Origin of the sequence: Rhodococcus sp. H-CA8f (assembly GCF_002501585.1) — a bacterium.
GTDB lineage: Bacteria > Actinomycetota > Actinomycetes > Mycobacteriales > Mycobacteriaceae > Rhodococcus_F > Rhodococcus_F erythropolis.
Map to the genome: position 1 here is coordinate 319,912 of NZ_CP023720.1, position 15,145 is coordinate 335,056.

Genomic DNA, 15,145 nt, shown 5'->3' on the forward strand with positions numbered 1-15,145 from the left:
CATGATTGCAGCGCAGCCGGTCCCACCGCTCTTTCGCGGTTGGGTGGTTCGAATCGGGTCGTGGTCGTGGCGCATAGTCCCGCGAGTGCTGTTCGTAGCCATCTCAATCAGCGCGGCGTTGGCGGCGCTCTCGTTTGCCACGCTGATGTACGGAACCTTGGACCTGTCCTTGGGTGACGTGTGGCGCGCTCTGAACGGCGAAGGCACCCCAGCGGCGGTTCGGTCCGTCCAGAATCGCCGTCTTCCGCGGCTGATCACCGCGATCGGGGTGGGTGGAAGCCTCGGTGTGGCCGGCGCGGTTTTCCAGACGCTTTCGCGCAATGTTCTCGGCTCGCCGGACATCATCGGTTTCACCACCGGCGCTGCGACGGCAGCGGTGGTCCAGATCGTGTTCTTCGGCGGCGGGGTACTCCAGACCGCGGGCGCTGCTGTTCTCGGCGGCATGCTGACCGCATTGCTCGTGTACGCGCTGGCACGCAAAGACGGAGTCAGCGGCGGTCTTCGACTCGTCCTGGTCGGCATCGGAGTTGGGGCGATGCTGAGCGCCGTGATGTCGTTCCTGGTGGTACGCGCGGATATCGACGACGCCACCGTGGTGCAGCAGTGGACGGCCGGTTCGCTGACCGGGCGCGGTTGGCCACACGCGATCAGCGTTGCGATCGCCGTCGGTGTTCTGGTTCCTGCTCTCGTCGTGGTGTCCAGGCGCGTCACCATGATGGAAATGGGCGACGACGCAGCGTCTTCGCTCGGAATCTCCGTGGAGCGATACCGATTCGCCGGCATTCTGCTTGCGGTCGCGCTCACCGGAGCAGCAACTGCAGCTACCGGTCCCATCGCCTTTGTGGCGCTCGCAGCTCCCCAGATCGCACGACGGTTGGCTCGGCGCAGCGGTGTTCTTGTCGCGACCTCCTTCCTGCTCGGCGCGGTTCTGTTGGCGGGCGCCGACTTGATTGCCCAAGCGGTCGAGGTCGGTCTCCGAACTCCGGTCGGTCTTGTCACCAGTCTGCTCGGCGGCGCCTATCTGATCTGGCTGCTGGCCCGTCAGGCCTGAAAACCTTGCTACGAAAGAGATTCATGACTACAGCTACTCCGGTATCGCGGCTACACGCCGAGAAGATCGAGCTCCGGTACGCCGATCGAACCATCGTGGACGAGTTGAGTCTCGAGATCCCCGACGGCGGTTTCACCGTGGTCGTCGGACCGAACGGGTGCGGCAAGTCGACGTTGTTGCGTGCGCTCGGCAGAATGCTCGCGCCGCGATCGGGTCGGGTTCTGCTCGACGGTAAGGACATTCGGTCCTACCGCACCAAGGAAGTGGCTCGGCGCATCGCTCTGCTGCCGCAGTCTCCGCTCTCACCCGGAGCGATCACCGTGGCAGACCTCGTGGCTCGCGGCCGATATCCGTACCAGAGCATGCTGCGCCAATGGTCACCCGAAGACGAGCGTGTTGTCGCCGAAGCGCTTGCCGAGGTCGGAATGCGCAATGCAGCAGATCAATTGGTGGACGAACTGAGCGGTGGACAACGGCAGCGGGTATGGATCGCCATGACACTCGCGCAGCGCACCCCGGTGTTGTTGCTCGACGAACCGACCACCTTTCTCGACATTGCCCACCAGATCGAGGTTCTCGACCTCTGTTCCCAACTGCACCAGTCTGGTCGAACGTTGGTCGCGGTCCTGCACGACCTGAACCTCGCGGCCCGATATGCCACGCACGTAGTTGCCATGCGGTCCGGAGAAATCGTCATGCAGGGCAGTGCCTCGGACGTCTTCACCCCTGAGTTACTGCGTGAAGTGTTCGACCTCGAGGCTCTGGTCCTCGAAGATCCCGAAACCGGACGGCCACTTGTTGTTCCGCGTGATCGAAGACCTGCCAGCCAGCTACCCGTCCACAACTGAACCATCGATCAGGAGATATCAATGACTACCGCATCTCGACCTGAAGAAACTGAAACCTCTGCGTCGGCAAAGGCGCCACGCGGCGAAGACCACGACCGTGGTCTCAACGACGTGGTTGCCGTCGTCGAAAGCGTCGAACGTCCGACCGAGAGCATCTTGCGCATCACCGTCCAGCTGACTTCGTCGGCGGACGACCCGAATTGGCTGCGTCCCAACGTCGCATTCCGCATCCAGCTAGGTCCGCAGTACGGCGGCGTCTCTCGTGTCTACACGGTGCGCAGCTTCGATGCGTCGAGCGGTTCGATGACCTTCGACGTCGTGCTGCACGGTCACACCAGCCCGATGATGCGGTGGGCCGACGACCGTCGTGTGGGTGACACGTTCTCGCTCACCGGCCCTCGCCCGCACTTCCTCGTTCCCGAGATCGCTGGTCGCCGCGTCGCACTGTTTGCCGACGACACTGCGATACCTGCCCTCTATTCGATTCTGCTTCAGTGGCCCGAGGGTGTGACCGGTGTTGGTTGGGTCGCCACCGGTGACGCCGAGGCTTTCGCGGAACTGCCCGTGATCCCCGGCCTCGAATTGCATCATGTCGAGGATCGCCTTGCCGAGTATGCCCTCGAGCTCGAGAACCCAGGAGACTATGCGGTGTGGGGTGCCGGTGAGCGAGACGAAATGCGCTCCATCCGAGCGCATTTCCGTAAGACAGTCGGCCTGGCGAAGGACGACGTGGTTGTCTTCGGCTACTGGAAGCGCGGAGTCAGCACTACCGAGATAGATCAGAACAGACTTCGGAACTACACGAGCATCCTCGAAAACGGCGGCACGCTCGCAGACATCGACGATCTCGCCATCGGGATCTGACCCGGCGGTTGGATACTTCAACTCGCCGCGTGTTCTTCCGGCGCCAGTGAATTGCCCGGTGCGATGTTCGAGCAGTTGTTCGGCGCCGGATTCCCGTTGAAACGGTCGTTGAGCCAGGTGATGGCGCCGGGGAGCCAAAGCGCGCCACCGGGAACGTGACTGATGGTGTCGTACTGGTCGTACTGGATCGACAAACCTGCGTCGCAATAACGAGTGGCGAGTGTGCGGACGTCCCCGGCAACCATGACTCCGTCGCCAGGGCCGACGCCGGGTCCACCTGGCTGGGTGCCCTCGAGGGCTCCGTTTGCGGCTTGAGCGATGAACATAGGGATGGTGGGTATCGGCGCGTTGCCCATGTTGATTTTGTTGGCGACGTCGACGTACTCGGGCACCGAGTTGGGGTTCGCATACTCTGGTTTGGCAAGGTCCTGCCAGGTCACCCCCGGGTACTGCAGGATGACGTTCCCGATCGAGGCATCCTCGATGCGAGGTAGGAGTTCGCGTCCGCGATCGCCGAGATACGGATCGAAATCTATGTCGTAGGCACGGGCAAGTCCGACGACTGCCATCCCGACAACGCCTGCCCAGCCGATGCTTCCGTTTGCGTACCGGAGGTTGTTCGCCGGGTTGACCAACAGTCCACCCTGGGCGGCGCCGATCAGGTCCTCGTTGATGTCCGGGGCGTAGTCCGGAGCGAGGATGGACGCCCAGCTGGTGGCGATTGCTCCGCCCGAGTATCCCATCAGGCCGATCTCGGCTGAGTCGGCAATACCTGTCTCGGGAGTGTTACGGGCGGCGCGAAGAGAGTCGAGAGTCATCATTCCGTATTCGGGTCCCGCCGCGAAGTCTGCGTTCGGCCCTTCGGTGTCGGGAATGACGACGGTGTAGCCCAGTGCCAGTAGGGGACCGAACATGGCAGCTTCGCCGGAAGCGAGAGTCCCGCCGAAGGCGACGTTCCGTCCGCTGGCGGTCAGGCTGCCGATCGGGGTGTCCCCCGCAACAGCTCGTGACGGACCGTCTTCCGGGTTCAGCGAATCGTAGGCCGACTGGAACGAGACAACTTTGTCCGGCTGGGCATTGGGTGGTCGAAGAATCGATGTGACATTCGCAGACGGCCGGCCGAGAGCGTCGGTCGACCGGTACAACACCTGCACGGCTTGCAACGGGGTCGGAATGTTGACGACGTGATAGGGCAAGGTCCTCGTTTTGAGAACGGCCCCAGGCTGATACGACGACAGCGGTGCCGAACCGTCGTACTGATAGAAGGAATCCGCCGACGGTTGCGCGGCGACAGTAGGTGCTGTGATGCCTGTGAGTGCAATGGCTGTCAGCGCCACCGCTCCCTGAAAGAGAATCCTCGATGCCACGATCGACCCTTCGGTTTCGTATGTCTCTCGGTACTTGACGGGCTGGTGTGATGACGACCACACGCTATCTTACTTTTGAGTAATAAACGAGAGGCTTGCGCTGGTTGTTTGAATCATGCGCGGACGCAATCAGATTGGGCTTGTTGTTGTGACCATGCTGATTCGGTCCAGGGCGCCATGTGTACGATACGACTAGTAGCTATCGCGACAAGTTGCTGCCTTGGGCTGTGCCGGGTCCTCCGATGCCGGGAAATGCTCTGTGCTGCAAGGTCTTGAAGGACTAAGGAGTGGACATGGGTAAGCGCGCTCCCGACGACGGCGTGTTTCGGGGATCGGGTGATGCCGAGACGGGATTGCTGACTCCTCCGAGCGGTGCACGTAGTGAGGCGGCCCACGAGAAGGCCCTTAGATCAGCAGAAGCTCTTCTGAAATCCGGTGGAATGAAGGCCGCGACCATCGATGCGATCTCCGAACAATCCGGTGTCAGCAAGGTGACTCTGTATCGGCACTGGCCGTCGCGGCAAGCTATCGCTGCTGAAGCATTCGGCGTGCTCATGGCTCGTCATCTGACATTTCCCGAGACCGATAGTGCGCAAGCCGATTTGAACGACTATCTAGGTGACATCGGAAAGTTCTACCGAGGTCCACTCGGGTCGATCTTTGCCGAACTTGTCGGCGCGTGTGCCAACGATCCGACGACGGCGGCATACTTCCGCACTTTCTTCCTCGACGAACGTCGTCGGGGTTTCGCCGCACTGATTCGGCGGTGTGTGGATTCCGGCTACTTTCGCGAAGACATCGACACCGAGGAAGCGATCGATCTGTTCTTCGGGCCGTTGATCTACCGGATGTTGGTCGGGCACGCGGGTATCGACGACAACACTGTGCGCTCGATCATCGATCACGCAGTTCGTGGACTCCGCAGTGGTGCATAGACGGGTTCTCCGTTGAGAATCCGCAGCGCAGGGAGGGCGAATTGCCCTCCCCGCACTGCGATGTGCCTCAACACTCGGGTGTCAGCTGAGCATCTTCAGTACTAGCTGGTACTCACCGTTGATCTCGGCGTTGCGAAGCGGCTTGGCGGCGTCGACCACGATTTCCGTGGCGTCGTCGTGCGCCTTCAGTAGGCCGATGGTCTCGGCAATGTAGTCATCAAGTGGCAGAGCTGATTCCGAGTTCTCCTGACCCATCAGCGTGGTGCGGACTCCTGGCGGGATGAGTTCGATGCACCGGATCGAGGTATCGGCGAGTTGTACGCGCATGCTCTCGGTGAAGAGATGAACCGCCGCCTTTGTCGCGTTGTACGTGGGCGTGACGGGCAGCGGGACGAAGCCGACGGCGGATGAGACGGTGACGATGGTGGCATTGGGCTTCGTCATCAGATGCGGGATGAACTGGCCGGCCAAGCGAATTGTTCCGAGAAGGTTTGTCGTGACGGTTCTCTCGGCGATGTCGAGGAAGTCCGGGTTCTTCAAGTCTTCCGGGTACATGATTCCCGACATCGTCACGAGGACGTTCAGATCGGGAAATTCCTCCGTGACGGATTCATGTGCGGTTCGAATGGATCTCGGGTCGTCCACGTCGATGACGACCGTGCTGATGCCCGGGTACTTGTCCGAGATCTCTTGGAGCAGAGCGGATCGACGCCCTCCGACGATTACCTTGTTCCCCTCGTTCTGCAATCCCACTGCAAGTGCGAGGCCGATACCGGAGGTTCCGCCGGCAATGAAGATGGTATTTCCCGAGATTTTCAATTTGTGCTTCCTTGGTTTGTCGTGGGCGTCGACGTGGCGACAGTGATGGATTTGAGTTGGGTGTATTCGTTGAGCGTCTCGAGGCAGAACTCTCGCCCCAGGCCGCTTTCCTTGAATCCCCCGAAGGGGACACCGCCTCCCAGATTGAAGTACTGATTGATCCAGACGCAGCCCGCATCAAGACGATCCGCGGTTTCCATCGCGTTCTTCAGGTTGGAGGTATAGATCCCAGCAGCGAGACCGTACGGAGTGTCATTGGCTTCTGCGATCACATGCTCGTAGTTGTTCCATCTGAGGACGCACAGGACAGGTCCGAAGATTTCGTCCTGTGCGATTCGCATCGAGTTGGTGACCTCGAGAATCGTCGGCGCGACGAAGTTTCCGGCTTCGAATCCCGGCACTTCTACCAGATCCCCGCCTGTAAGTAGTTGTGCGCCTTCGTCGATCCCGGATTTGATCATGGAGATCACACGTTCGGCGTGTTCCCGGTGGATCAATCCGCTCAGTTCGGTGTCCTCGTTCAGTGGCGGCCCGACTCGCAATGATCGGAATCCTGCGACGAGTTTTTCCACGAAGGTGTCATAGATATCCTCGTGGATGAAGAGACGTGTTCCGGCCAAGCAGGATTGGCCGTTGCACATGAGGACACCTGCGGTGGCATCGGCGACCACTGCATCGATGTCCTCGATATCAGGAAACACGATGCTGGGACTCTTGCCGCCGAGTTCGAGTGTGGTCGAGATCAGCCGTGAGGCTGCGGCGTGTGCCACGAGTCGGCCGACTTCGGTGCTTCCGGTGAAAGCGAGTTTGCTGACCTTCGGATGGTCTATCAGGGCTGCGCCGGCGTCCTCACCAAGACCAGGGACAACATTGAAAACGCCTGCGGGAAACACGTCGGCGGCGATCCTGGCCAGCTCCATGACGGAAACGCAAGCATTTTCATCAGGTTTGAGGACCACTGTGTTTCCCGCAGCGAGAGCAGGTGCAATCTTGAACGCCGTCATTACCACGGGATCGTTCCAGGGAATGATCTGTCCACATACGCCCAATGGCACTCGCTTCGCGACCAGGTATCCCGATGCCAACTCGCGGCCGAAGCCATGGTGGGCCAGCGAGATTGACGCAAAGTATCGCAGGTGTGAGACGGCGGCTCGATAGTCCTCGCGCATCTCCCTGATATGGCGCCCGGTATCCATACATTCGAGCTGGGCAAGCTCTTCGGCCCGATCCTCCACGAGCGCGGCAAACTGCAAGATTTTGGCGGATCGTTCTTCAGCGGTCAGGTTCGCCCATGCAGGAACTGCCCGCCTGGCGGCTTCGACCGCGTCGTCGATCTCTGTGGGCCCGCACCGAGACAGTGTGGCGAGTAGGGCGCCGGAAGCGGCGTCACGCGCCTCGAATGTGGATGTGCCCATGGCTCGGAACGCTCCGTTGATGAACGCACCGTATTCACGAACTGCTTGACCTTCCATGGAACCTCCTAGATTGGTCAATCACTGATTGACGAAGTGTACTGTACGTTTCGTACACTTGTCGATGGTCGCCTTACCGCCCATGGATGGCGTCAGCAGAAAGACCAGCTAGAACAGTGTTCTGGTTACGTCGTCAAGGCGTAGCCGCAGCAATTCCAACCGCTTGCTTCATAGCCTGCGAGACATAGCCGGTGCCGATCTTGACGCCACCCAGCCACTCGGTCAGACGAACTGCCTCGGCGTCGAGCGACCGTTGCGCATCGGCGGACACGGATTCGAGTACTCGAACGTGGACCACTCCGGCGGCGTCTTGGATCCAGCAGCCCACGACACGACCGTCGACCCAAGCGGTGGTGCCGGCATTACCGCGGGTGTCGAAGAGTTGGTTGCGGTGCGGGCCGAGATAGAAGTCACGGTTCTTCCACCCCATGATCGTCGGGTCGAGCACCGGTAGGAGTGCCGCCCAAGGACCTGGATCAGACACCGTGGCGACGTCATCCGGCAGTAACCAGCCCGTGTCGCCTCCGTCGAGTGAGACTGCAACGGCTTCGAGTTCGGAGAGGGCGGCCCGGACAACCGTCTTGGTCGAGCCCAGCCACCAGACGATGTCGTCTTCCGTCCCCGGTCCGAAGGAGTGGAGCCAGCGTCGGACCATTTCTCGGTATCCGTCCGCAGATTCGAGATCGGTGGGGGCGTCGTCGAGCCAGTGTCGCGTGAGACGGGGAATCGGGCGGTGTTGGCGCCGCGCATGATGTCTGCGGTCGCCCCGAGGTGCGTGAGAACCCTGGGTGCCGACCAGATTTCGCCTGCCGAACCCTCGACCTTGACGTCGATCATCGGTACTGCCTGACGGACCTCGAGTGCGGAAAGGCCTTCAGGGGCATCGGTGAGCAGTGTCAGAACCTCCGCCCGCGCGCGATCGAGCCAGTCGTTGCCGTCGACGGCGATTCCGGCCTTGACGACATCCTTGGCCATTCGTGCGCGCTCGGTGTTCGCGACGCGGGCGGACGCACTCGACCACGCGGCCGGCAGCAAGTCTCGGGGAAAGGTGAAGAGTGTGCGGCGCATAGCCAATTGCTTCACGAGACTGCGTTGGTCGTACAAGGCGTTGTCGACGTCAGTGGCGTCCAATGACCGAACCCTCGCCCAGCAAGACAGATAGACAGTCGCTGATTCGGTGGCGTGCAGTACCGTCATCGCCCGCGTTGCAGCTTCCGGAGAATCGACGCGGAACGAAGGCGCCAGCGCATGACGTACTCCTATGCGTGCACGGCGTTCGTCGTCGGAAACATGGCGCATCAGGCCATCGTGCCACAGGCCAAGTGCGTCGTATCGGCTAGTTGCGCGAGAGTTCGATTGCGCCAGTAGTCGTCGTGTTGGAGATGTGTGATGGCCCCGGGCGTGGTCGCGAAGGTCGCAAACCCTGTGGCTTCGACGGGGATCTGCAGCCAAGAGGAGACGACGAATGTGTGTGCAAATCCGTGTGTTACGACGATGTGATCGTGATCGAGTTCGGTCATCAGTTCGCGCATGCACTCGCCGACCCTTGATGCGATGTCGCGGCGGGTTTCGGCACCGGCAACGGGGCCACGGTGATCGAGGCGGTTGTTGTCAGGAGCCGGAACCTGCCGCTGGGTCAGCCACGAGTTCGGGCGCCCTTCGGCTTCTCCGAAGCTGATTTCGCGCAATCGAGAGTCTGTTGTCGCCGGAACATCGAGCGTCCGGGCGATGATCGCGGATGTCTCGGCGCACCGTTCGAGGTCGGAAGAGGTGATGCGGATCGGGCGCGAAGTTCCTGTGCGTCGACGTTTCAACTCTTCGGCGATCAACTCTGCATCGCGCCTGCCGGCGGGCGTGAGAACCGAATTGTGCCAACCTCCGACGATGTCCTGTGCTGTGTGTTCGGCATGAGGATGAGTGACGACGTAAAGATCCTGCACGAGACCCCTTTCGTTACCCGACCGTTTCGGGCAACAGTATTCCAGGATTGAGGATTCCACGCGGATCCCAGGACGATTTGATCAGCTTCATGGCGGCGATGTCGGTTTCCGTGCGCCCCAGCGCTATCCACGGTGACTTCGCGCGACCGATCCCGTGCTCGGCGCTGATACTTCCGTGATGGGCGGAGACGAGTTCGAAGACCGTATCGGTCAGTTCGTGGGCGATGCTCGGTTCGGCGTCAAGAAGATTCACATGGATATTCCCGTCGGCGAAGTGTCCGAACAACATTGGACGCACATGGACGAATCGTTCGGTGAGTACTTCGCGGAGGCTCTCGATGAACATGCCCATCACGGACAAGGGGACGGAGATGTCGAGTTTGACCACCGGAGTCGTCGATGAAGCGCTGATGCTTTCGGTATGGCTTTCTCGCAGAGTCCACAGTTTTCGAGCGGGGCCAGGCTCGACTGTCGCGTCCTCGATGAGATCGGCAGAGGCGGAGAGAACTTCGAGGAGTGACTCTTCCGTCTCGCGCGGCGATGACACCTCGATCAGGGTGTACATCGGTGACGGTGTGCCGAACGGGCGACGGGCATCAGTGTGCGCGCAGACGAGGGAGATGCCGTCGTCGGTCATGATTTCGGCGGCTTCGACGGTCAACCCGCTCTGGCGCACGCGGTTGCACAACTGCAGCGCTTGGTCGACGTCGCGCACACCCGCGAGCACGACCTGGGTGTCGGTCGCCGGGGTGACCAACTTCATCAGGACCTTGGTGACAATCGCGAGCGTTCCCTCACTGCCCGCAAGAAGCCCTGGGATGTCGTATCCGACATTGTCTTTGACAAGTGGAGTCCACCTGCTCAAGACGGAACCATCGGCGAGTACTGCCTCGATTCCGAGTATCTGTGCCCGTGTATTTCCGTATCGGACCATGCGGGTACCGCCGGCGTTGGTTGCGACGATGCCGCCGAGGGTCGCGGATTCCTTTGATGCCAAATCGATTCCGAATCGGAGGCCATGTGCCGAGGCCGCCAGGTCGGCGCGAGCGACGGTCACGCCCGCACCGGCCGCGATTGTCCGGCCGATGGGGTCGACGGTCTCGATCGAATCCAAACGCCTGGTGCTCAGCACCACTGATCCAGCCGACGGTATTCCGCCACCGACCAGTCCGGTATTTCCACCTTGTGGGGTGATGGGAATCCCGGCCTCGAAGCAGGTCGTGACGACGGCGGACACTTCGGCGGTGTCGGCCGGACGGACCACAGCTATTGCGTCACCGATCCAACGTCCCGTCCAGTCGCGTGTGTAACCCTCGATCAGCTCTGGATCGGTGAGAACATGCGCTTCGCCGACGATCTCTGCGAGGGCGCTGACGATCTCTGCGAGGGTGCCGAGGAACCTCGCGTCCGTTGCAGATTCGCGTGCTTCGACGAGTGTTCGGGGGCTCATGTTCAACCTTGTGATCGTTCGGGGACAGTTTTTCGGGAGACGAGCGGTAGAGCAATCTGCACTCGATCCTCCGACCTCAGGTGATGCGCTGTCCAAGACCAAGTAGTGACACCACCATCTGTTCTTCTTATAATCGCCGTATGAACCTGCAGCGCGCACGCTATCTGATTGCTCTGTCGGATCACGGCAGCTTCACTCGCGCCGCCGCGAACGTCCACGTGGCGCAATCTGCACTCAGTCAGCAGATCAAGGTTCTTGAGCGCGAACTCGGAGTTCCTCTGGTGGACCGCCGAGGTCCGCAGTTCACTTTCACCGACGCGGGGCGGGTAGCGGTACGAGAGGCACGCTTCTTGCTCGGGTGCGCAGACCGGGCGGTCGAACGAATTCGATTGGCTGCACGCGGTGTGGACGGGGAACTGCGCATCGCGTACACCCGGTCGTGGGCGGGTGGCGCCGTCGGGGATCTGGTCAGCACTTATCGCAAGCTCTATCCAGGCGTCGAAGTTGTCGTGCACCGGGGCACTTCGGCGCAGACTGTCGACCTCGTCCGAACCGGAGCCGTCGACATCGCGGTTGTGCGACCGCCGCTCGATGACGACGATCGTGAACTTCCCCTGATCGTCCTCGACACCGAACCTATCCTGGTCGCCGTTCCCGTGGATCATCCGTTCGGGGATCGAACGACACTCGAACTCGGAGATCTGGTGGACATCCCCGTCGTATTCTGGCCCGAGGCGAATGCGCCCGGGATGTATTCGCGTACGCTCGAACAACTTTGGCCCGACAGCACTCCCAATATCGTTCGATTCGAGGCTGACGACGAGCAGGTTTTGCACGCCGTCTCGGACGGCGTGGGAATTGCGCCGATCCCGCAGGGGCGGGCCCGGATGCTCCGAATCCCGGGTATTCATCTGTGTGAGATCGCCGGTATGCAGCCGACTCTCGAAGTTGCCGTGACCTACCGTCCGGACAACCCGAATCCCGCGCTTGCACCCTTCGTTGCGCTCGCCGAACGCGAAAGATCGTCAACCACTGTGTAGCACAAGTGATGCGCGGTGGGCCCTATCCGCCATCGAGGACCAGCATCATGGCCGTTGCGCGTGCCCGGTTCTCGATGGTGTCGACGTGGAATCCGACGTGCTGGGACAGCTTCGCCAATCGGTGCGCAACGCTGCTGTGATGAAGATGCATGGAATCGGCTGCGGCCCTCAATGTTCCGGATTGCAGGTATGCCCTCAAGGTTTCGAGTAGTTCTAATCCCTGTTTGGTATCGCCGATCTCTTCGGCAAGAACCAGATCCGGTATTCGCGAGTGATCGATGTGTGATCCCGGTGCCAGGAGGTTGAGGGCGCCGAGATCGTCGGCGTTCACGATCGGTGTTGTTGCTGACGCCTGTGCACGAGCGAATCGTGCAGTGGTGAGTATTGTATTCACTTCGGAAGCGGAAGCAGCCAAAGATATTCCGGCGCGAATGGATGACGACAGTGCTGACTCGGACAGCTCGGGTGTCGGTGCGAACGAACCCGCCACGAGATTCAGATACTCGCCATCAGCTTCTATCCCAACGGCTTTGCCAGGTGTGCAATCTTGCGAAATAACAAGGTGTGCAGTGCCGCCGGCCGTGTCTGAGACTGCCTTGATTGCCATGACGCGGACTGGGGTTTGGGGTTCGATACCGAGACCGGCGCAGGAGGTGAGCACCGCGAGTTCATCCATCGGGAACAACAGATTTCGAGTGTGCTCGGCTTCGGTAGGCAAGCGTCGGGGTTGCAGGATTATCGCTGCGGTCAGGGCCATTCGGTCGACGAGCATTTCGTCGAGCGGCAAGTGCGCACCAGGACGCTCGATCCATACCTTCCCGAGAACCTCGTCGTCTACAGCGATGTCCCTGGCGATGCTCGGAGGGAACTGGGGTTCGGGCGACCATCGGCCGCGTGGGTCACAACGGCGCAAATTCTTCTTGCTTCTACCGTGTTCCACGATCTCGATACCTACAACGCAGTCCGCCAACTGCGCGCTCGCGCGAAGCAGAGATGCGGTGTCGGAGCCGTGCCGCACGAGCGTGTCGAAGTAATCGATGACACGTACCAGGCCTGCCGAGTCTGCATCGAGCTCGGCAAGCCGGTACATCAGTCCTTGCATCTCGCAACGCTACGAGACAGGCGACAGCGAACGCAACCCTCTCCGGAGCGCAGTGAGGGCTTCGGCGGCACTTCTTTCGCTGACTGCTGCGGTCGCCACTAGTGCCGACCCGTGAAAGGTTCCGGGGAAGGAGTGCAATTCGACGCTGACTCCCGCATGCAGCAGTCGAAGGGCGTATTCGATTCCTTCGTCGCGGAGCGGGTCGAGTTCCATGGTGGACAGGTAGGTCGGCGGCAGACCGGTGAGGTCGGTCGCCCGGGACGGCGCAGCGTAAATGGAGACGTCAGGATCTTCGGGACCTGAATACGACTCGCCGAGGTAGTACTTCCACGACAGGATGGCGTTTGGGCGGTGCCACAACGGTGTGTCGACGAAGTTCGTCATCGAGACAGTCGCCAGACGGTCGTCGAGTTCAGGAATTTCGAGGAATTGGAATGCCACGGGCACAACGCCCTCGTCGCGGGCTTTGAGGACAGTGCCTGCGGCCAATCCGCCGCCTGCACTCTGCCCGCCCACTGCGATGCGGCTGGGATCGACCCCCAGTTCCTCGGCATGGGCGTGGATGTAGAGGAGTGCTGCGTAGCAGTCGTTGACGGGGCCGGGAAAGGAGGTTTCGGGGGCGAGGCGGTACTCCACGTTTGCAACGGCGAATCCGAGTTCGCGCGCTACCTCGACACAAAACGGATCGCTGGACTCAGCGGTGCCGATTGCAAATCCGCCGCCATGGATCCAGAGCAGAACGGGGACAGGGCCGGCGGTGTTGTCCGGGGTGAAGAAACGAATCGTGACTTCCGGATCGCCGTCCAGGCCAGGAGCGGACAGTTCACGAAGCGAGACTCCGTCGAATGGCAGGTCGGCCAACATGGCGCCGATCAGAGCGTCGTAGGTGGCCCGCGCGTTGGGGAGGTCAGCGAAGTCCACCTTCGGGAGCATGGTGAGTGCTGCGGCGAGTTCGGGGTCGAGAGTGGGGAATGTTGTCATGCACTCATCATCGAGCCTGAATGTGGCCTACGTCACCAGTGGTTTGTAGGAAATCGGAGAGTCTTCTTCCGACGCCCGTCGGATCTCCCTAGGATGACGCCGGTGGACAGAGTACATCTCGGGGTGGGTTCGAGCGATTCGGAAGTCGGGTCCAGGATTGGTGGACGCCCGCCGCAGGTTTTCGCTGGTCAGCCGATTTTGCAGACGCATGAGTATCTTTTGACGCTCGCGGCGCACACGGCTCCGTGGCTCGGTGCGCGAGAGCTTTCCGTCTTCATCCGTCGGGGATTCTCCATCGGCGACGACGACCTCGAATACCCGGACATCGGGTTCAGGGCAGTCCTGCACCCGCCGTCATCACGAAGTGCGGAATCGGCCGGCACTCACGAGGGCCTGGGGAGCGCGGCGTTGGTCAATCTTCCCGCTGACGACGAAGTGATGCCGTTGGTGTTGATCGCGCCGCAACCGGTACTCATACAAAATGAACCGTCCTACGCCGATGCCGTCGAGGCGGACGGGCATCGCTTCCTGTTCCAGATCAATGAAGAGGGATGGCCGGTGGTTGCCGAGCCGCAACCCGAGTTCGTCGAGGAATACCTGTTTGGCTACGGCTCGGTGTATTTCTACGGGAGCGCTGACGCGGCCGGGCTCGCCTATGAAGTCGTGCCGGGATTTCTCGATTTCTGAGCTGCCAGACGACCCTTCTGCCGATACCGTGGGCAACGTATTCGACCGGCGGATTTGTCCTTCGAAAATTAGTTTCGGAAGTTTGTCGATCGGCGTCTTTGCCGTTCGACGTGTAGGCAGAGGGACCGAATGAGCGGTCCACAAACGAAGGAGATTCTCATGAAGTACATGCTGATCATGCGTTCCACCGACGAAGCCATCGAAGCATCCAAGGACATGGACTTCGACGAGATCATCGCCGCGATGGGGCAGTACAACGAGTCCTTGATCAAGGCCGGTGTGCTGCTGGCGGGTGAGGGATTGGCGATGGAGGAGGGATTCATCGTCGATTTCGAGTCCGATCCGCCGCTGGTCTCCGACGGCCCGTACGGCGAGACGAAGGAGTTGTTCTCGGGATTCTGGATCATTCAGACGTCGACCAAAGACGAAGCCTTGGAATGGGCGAAGCGCTGCCCGCTCGGGCCGGGAAGCAAGCTCGAGGTGCGCCGCGTGAGCGAGATGTCGGACTTCGATCAGGACAACGAGTACATCCAGAAGGAAGCCGGCTGGCGTGAAGAGCTCGGTACCGATCGTCCGGTCGCAGGCTGAA

At 61.0% G+C, this 15,145-nt stretch carries 15 protein-coding genes and 1 pseudogene; 7 read left to right on the top strand and 9 right to left on the bottom strand.

Features of this window, described 5'->3' with window-relative positions; all coding sequences use genetic code 11:
- The first annotated feature begins 1 nt into the window (after window position 1).
- From CPI83_RS01515 to CPI83_RS01525, 3 genes are read left to right on the top strand one after another with little or no spacing between them, the layout of a single operon-like run.
- Window positions 2–1,051 carry an iron chelate uptake ABC transporter family permease subunit gene (locus CPI83_RS01515; protein WP_232816833.1) on the top strand — a complete coding sequence of 350 codons (1,050 nt, stop codon included), beginning with the start codon at window positions 2–4 and terminating at the stop codon, window positions 1,049–1,051.
- Between the two features lie 23 nt (window positions 1,052–1,074).
- Window positions 1,075–1,899, top strand: a complete 825-nt coding sequence (locus CPI83_RS01520; RefSeq protein WP_097386664.1) for an ABC transporter ATP-binding protein — start codon at window positions 1,075–1,077, stop codon at window positions 1,897–1,899.
- A 21-nt stretch (window positions 1,900–1,920) separates the two neighbouring features.
- A complete protein-coding gene (locus CPI83_RS01525) occupies window positions 1,921–2,763 on the top strand; it encodes an SIP domain-containing protein (RefSeq protein ID WP_092765707.1) in 843 nt (280 codons plus the stop codon).
- Window positions 2,764–2,780: 17 nt separating this feature from the next.
- Here the strand turns inward: CPI83_RS01525 and CPI83_RS01530 are convergent, their stop codons facing one another.
- Window positions 2,781–4,130 (bottom strand): lipase family protein, encoded by a 1,350-nt coding sequence (locus tag CPI83_RS01530; protein ID WP_092765722.1) that lies wholly within the window; start codon window positions 4,128–4,130, stop codon window positions 2,781–2,783.
- Between the two features lie 293 nt (window positions 4,131–4,423).
- Here CPI83_RS01530 and CPI83_RS01535 point away from each other — a divergent pair, with 293 nt between their 5' ends.
- Entirely contained in the window at window positions 4,424–5,065 is a 642-nt protein-coding gene (locus CPI83_RS01535) for a TetR/AcrR family transcriptional regulator (protein WP_021333298.1), read from the top strand.
- Between the two features lie 81 nt (window positions 5,066–5,146).
- On the opposite strand, the gene CPI83_RS01540 is transcribed toward CPI83_RS01535, so the two are convergent.
- From CPI83_RS01540 to CPI83_RS01560, 6 genes and pseudogenes are all read right to left on the bottom strand, one after another.
- Entirely contained in the window at window positions 5,147–5,884 is a 738-nt protein-coding gene (locus CPI83_RS01540; protein ID WP_021333299.1) for an SDR family NAD(P)-dependent oxidoreductase, read from the bottom strand.
- The gene (locus CPI83_RS01545; RefSeq protein ID WP_092765708.1) at window positions 5,881–7,356 is read right to left on the bottom strand and encodes an aldehyde dehydrogenase family protein; all 1,476 of its coding nucleotides are present in this window, start codon (window positions 7,354–7,356) and stop codon (window positions 5,881–5,883) included. The genes CPI83_RS01540 and CPI83_RS01545 overlap by 4 nt, the downstream gene beginning before the upstream one ends.
- Window positions 7,357–7,489: 133 nt before the next feature.
- The gene (locus CPI83_RS31375) at window positions 7,490–8,155 is read right to left on the bottom strand and encodes a crosslink repair DNA glycosylase YcaQ family protein (protein ID WP_343229957.1); all 666 of its coding nucleotides are present in this window, start codon (window positions 8,153–8,155) and stop codon (window positions 7,490–7,492) included.
- Window positions 8,131–8,655 (bottom strand): annotated as a pseudogene (locus tag CPI83_RS31380) (crosslink repair DNA glycosylase YcaQ family protein); the annotation flags it as partial. The pseudogene CPI83_RS31380 and the gene CPI83_RS31375, both read right to left, overlap by 25 nt.
- The gene (locus tag CPI83_RS01555; protein ID WP_092765709.1) at window positions 8,655–9,296 is read right to left on the bottom strand and encodes a histidine phosphatase family protein; all 642 of its coding nucleotides are present in this window, start codon (window positions 9,294–9,296) and stop codon (window positions 8,655–8,657) included. The pseudogene CPI83_RS31380 and the gene CPI83_RS01555, both read right to left, overlap by 1 nt.
- 13 nt (window positions 9,297–9,309) lie before the next feature.
- Window positions 9,310–10,746, bottom strand: a complete 1,437-nt coding sequence (locus CPI83_RS01560; protein ID WP_092765710.1) for an FAD-binding oxidoreductase — start codon at window positions 10,744–10,746, stop codon at window positions 9,310–9,312.
- A 140-nt stretch (window positions 10,747–10,886) separates the two neighbouring features.
- Between CPI83_RS01560 and CPI83_RS01565 the strand changes: the two genes are divergently transcribed.
- Entirely contained in the window at window positions 10,887–11,786 is a 900-nt protein-coding gene (locus CPI83_RS01565; RefSeq protein WP_046379565.1) for a LysR family transcriptional regulator, read from the top strand.
- A gap of 22 nt (window positions 11,787–11,808) precedes the next feature.
- On the opposite strand, the gene CPI83_RS01570 is transcribed toward CPI83_RS01565, so the two are convergent.
- Together CPI83_RS01570 and CPI83_RS01575 are read right to left on the bottom strand one after the other, a co-directional pair.
- Entirely contained in the window at window positions 11,809–12,888 is a 1,080-nt protein-coding gene (locus CPI83_RS01570) for a helix-turn-helix domain-containing protein (RefSeq protein ID WP_232816834.1), read from the bottom strand.
- Window positions 12,889–12,897: 9 nt separating this feature from the next.
- Window positions 12,898–13,869, bottom strand: coding sequence for an alpha/beta hydrolase (locus CPI83_RS01575; RefSeq protein ID WP_021333307.1), 972 nt, complete (start codon window positions 13,867–13,869; stop codon window positions 12,898–12,900).
- Window positions 13,870–13,962: 93 nt separating this feature from the next.
- Here CPI83_RS01575 and CPI83_RS01580 point away from each other — a divergent pair, with 93 nt between their 5' ends.
- Together CPI83_RS01580 and CPI83_RS01585 are read left to right on the top strand one after the other, a co-directional pair.
- Window positions 13,963–14,556 (top strand): hypothetical protein, encoded by a 594-nt coding sequence (locus tag CPI83_RS01580; RefSeq protein WP_097386665.1) that lies wholly within the window; start codon window positions 13,963–13,965, stop codon window positions 14,554–14,556.
- 159 nt (window positions 14,557–14,715) lie between these two features.
- On the top strand, window positions 14,716–15,144 hold the full coding sequence (locus CPI83_RS01585) for a YciI family protein (RefSeq protein ID WP_007735729.1): 429 nt from the start codon (window positions 14,716–14,718) through the stop codon (window positions 15,142–15,144).
- Window position 15,145: the final 1 nt, after the last annotated feature.

Bases quoted from the DNA above. Each gene is read 5' to 3' on its own strand.
- CPI83_RS01515 (WP_232816833.1), top strand. From the start codon at position 2: ATGATTGCAGCGCAGCCGGTCCCACCGCTCTTTCGCGGTTGGGTGGTT.
- CPI83_RS01520 (WP_097386664.1), top strand. From the start codon at position 1,075: ATGACTACAGCTACTCCGGTATCGCGGCTACACGCCGAGAAGATCGAG.
- CPI83_RS01525 (WP_092765707.1), top strand. From the start codon at position 1,921: ATGACTACCGCATCTCGACCTGAAGAAACTGAAACCTCTGCGTCGGCA.
- CPI83_RS01535 (WP_021333298.1), top strand. From the start codon at position 4,424: ATGGGTAAGCGCGCTCCCGACGACGGCGTGTTTCGGGGATCGGGTGAT.
- CPI83_RS01545 (WP_092765708.1), bottom strand. From the start codon at position 7,356: ATGGAAGGTCAAGCAGTTCGTGAATACGGTGCGTTCATCAACGGAGCG.
- CPI83_RS01560 (WP_092765710.1), bottom strand. From the start codon at position 10,746: ATGAGCCCCCGAACACTCGTCGAAGCACGCGAATCTGCAACGGACGCG.
- CPI83_RS01565 (WP_046379565.1), top strand. From the start codon at position 10,887: ATGAACCTGCAGCGCGCACGCTATCTGATTGCTCTGTCGGATCACGGC.
- CPI83_RS01570 (WP_232816834.1), bottom strand. From the start codon at position 12,888: ATGCAAGGACTGATGTACCGGCTTGCCGAGCTCGATGCAGACTCGGCA.
- CPI83_RS01575 (WP_021333307.1), bottom strand. From the start codon at position 13,869: ATGACAACATTCCCCACTCTCGACCCCGAACTCGCCGCAGCACTCACC.
- CPI83_RS01580 (WP_097386665.1), top strand. From the start codon at position 13,963: ATGACGCCGGTGGACAGAGTACATCTCGGGGTGGGTTCGAGCGATTCG.
- CPI83_RS01585 (WP_007735729.1), top strand. From the start codon at position 14,716: ATGAAGTACATGCTGATCATGCGTTCCACCGACGAAGCCATCGAAGCA.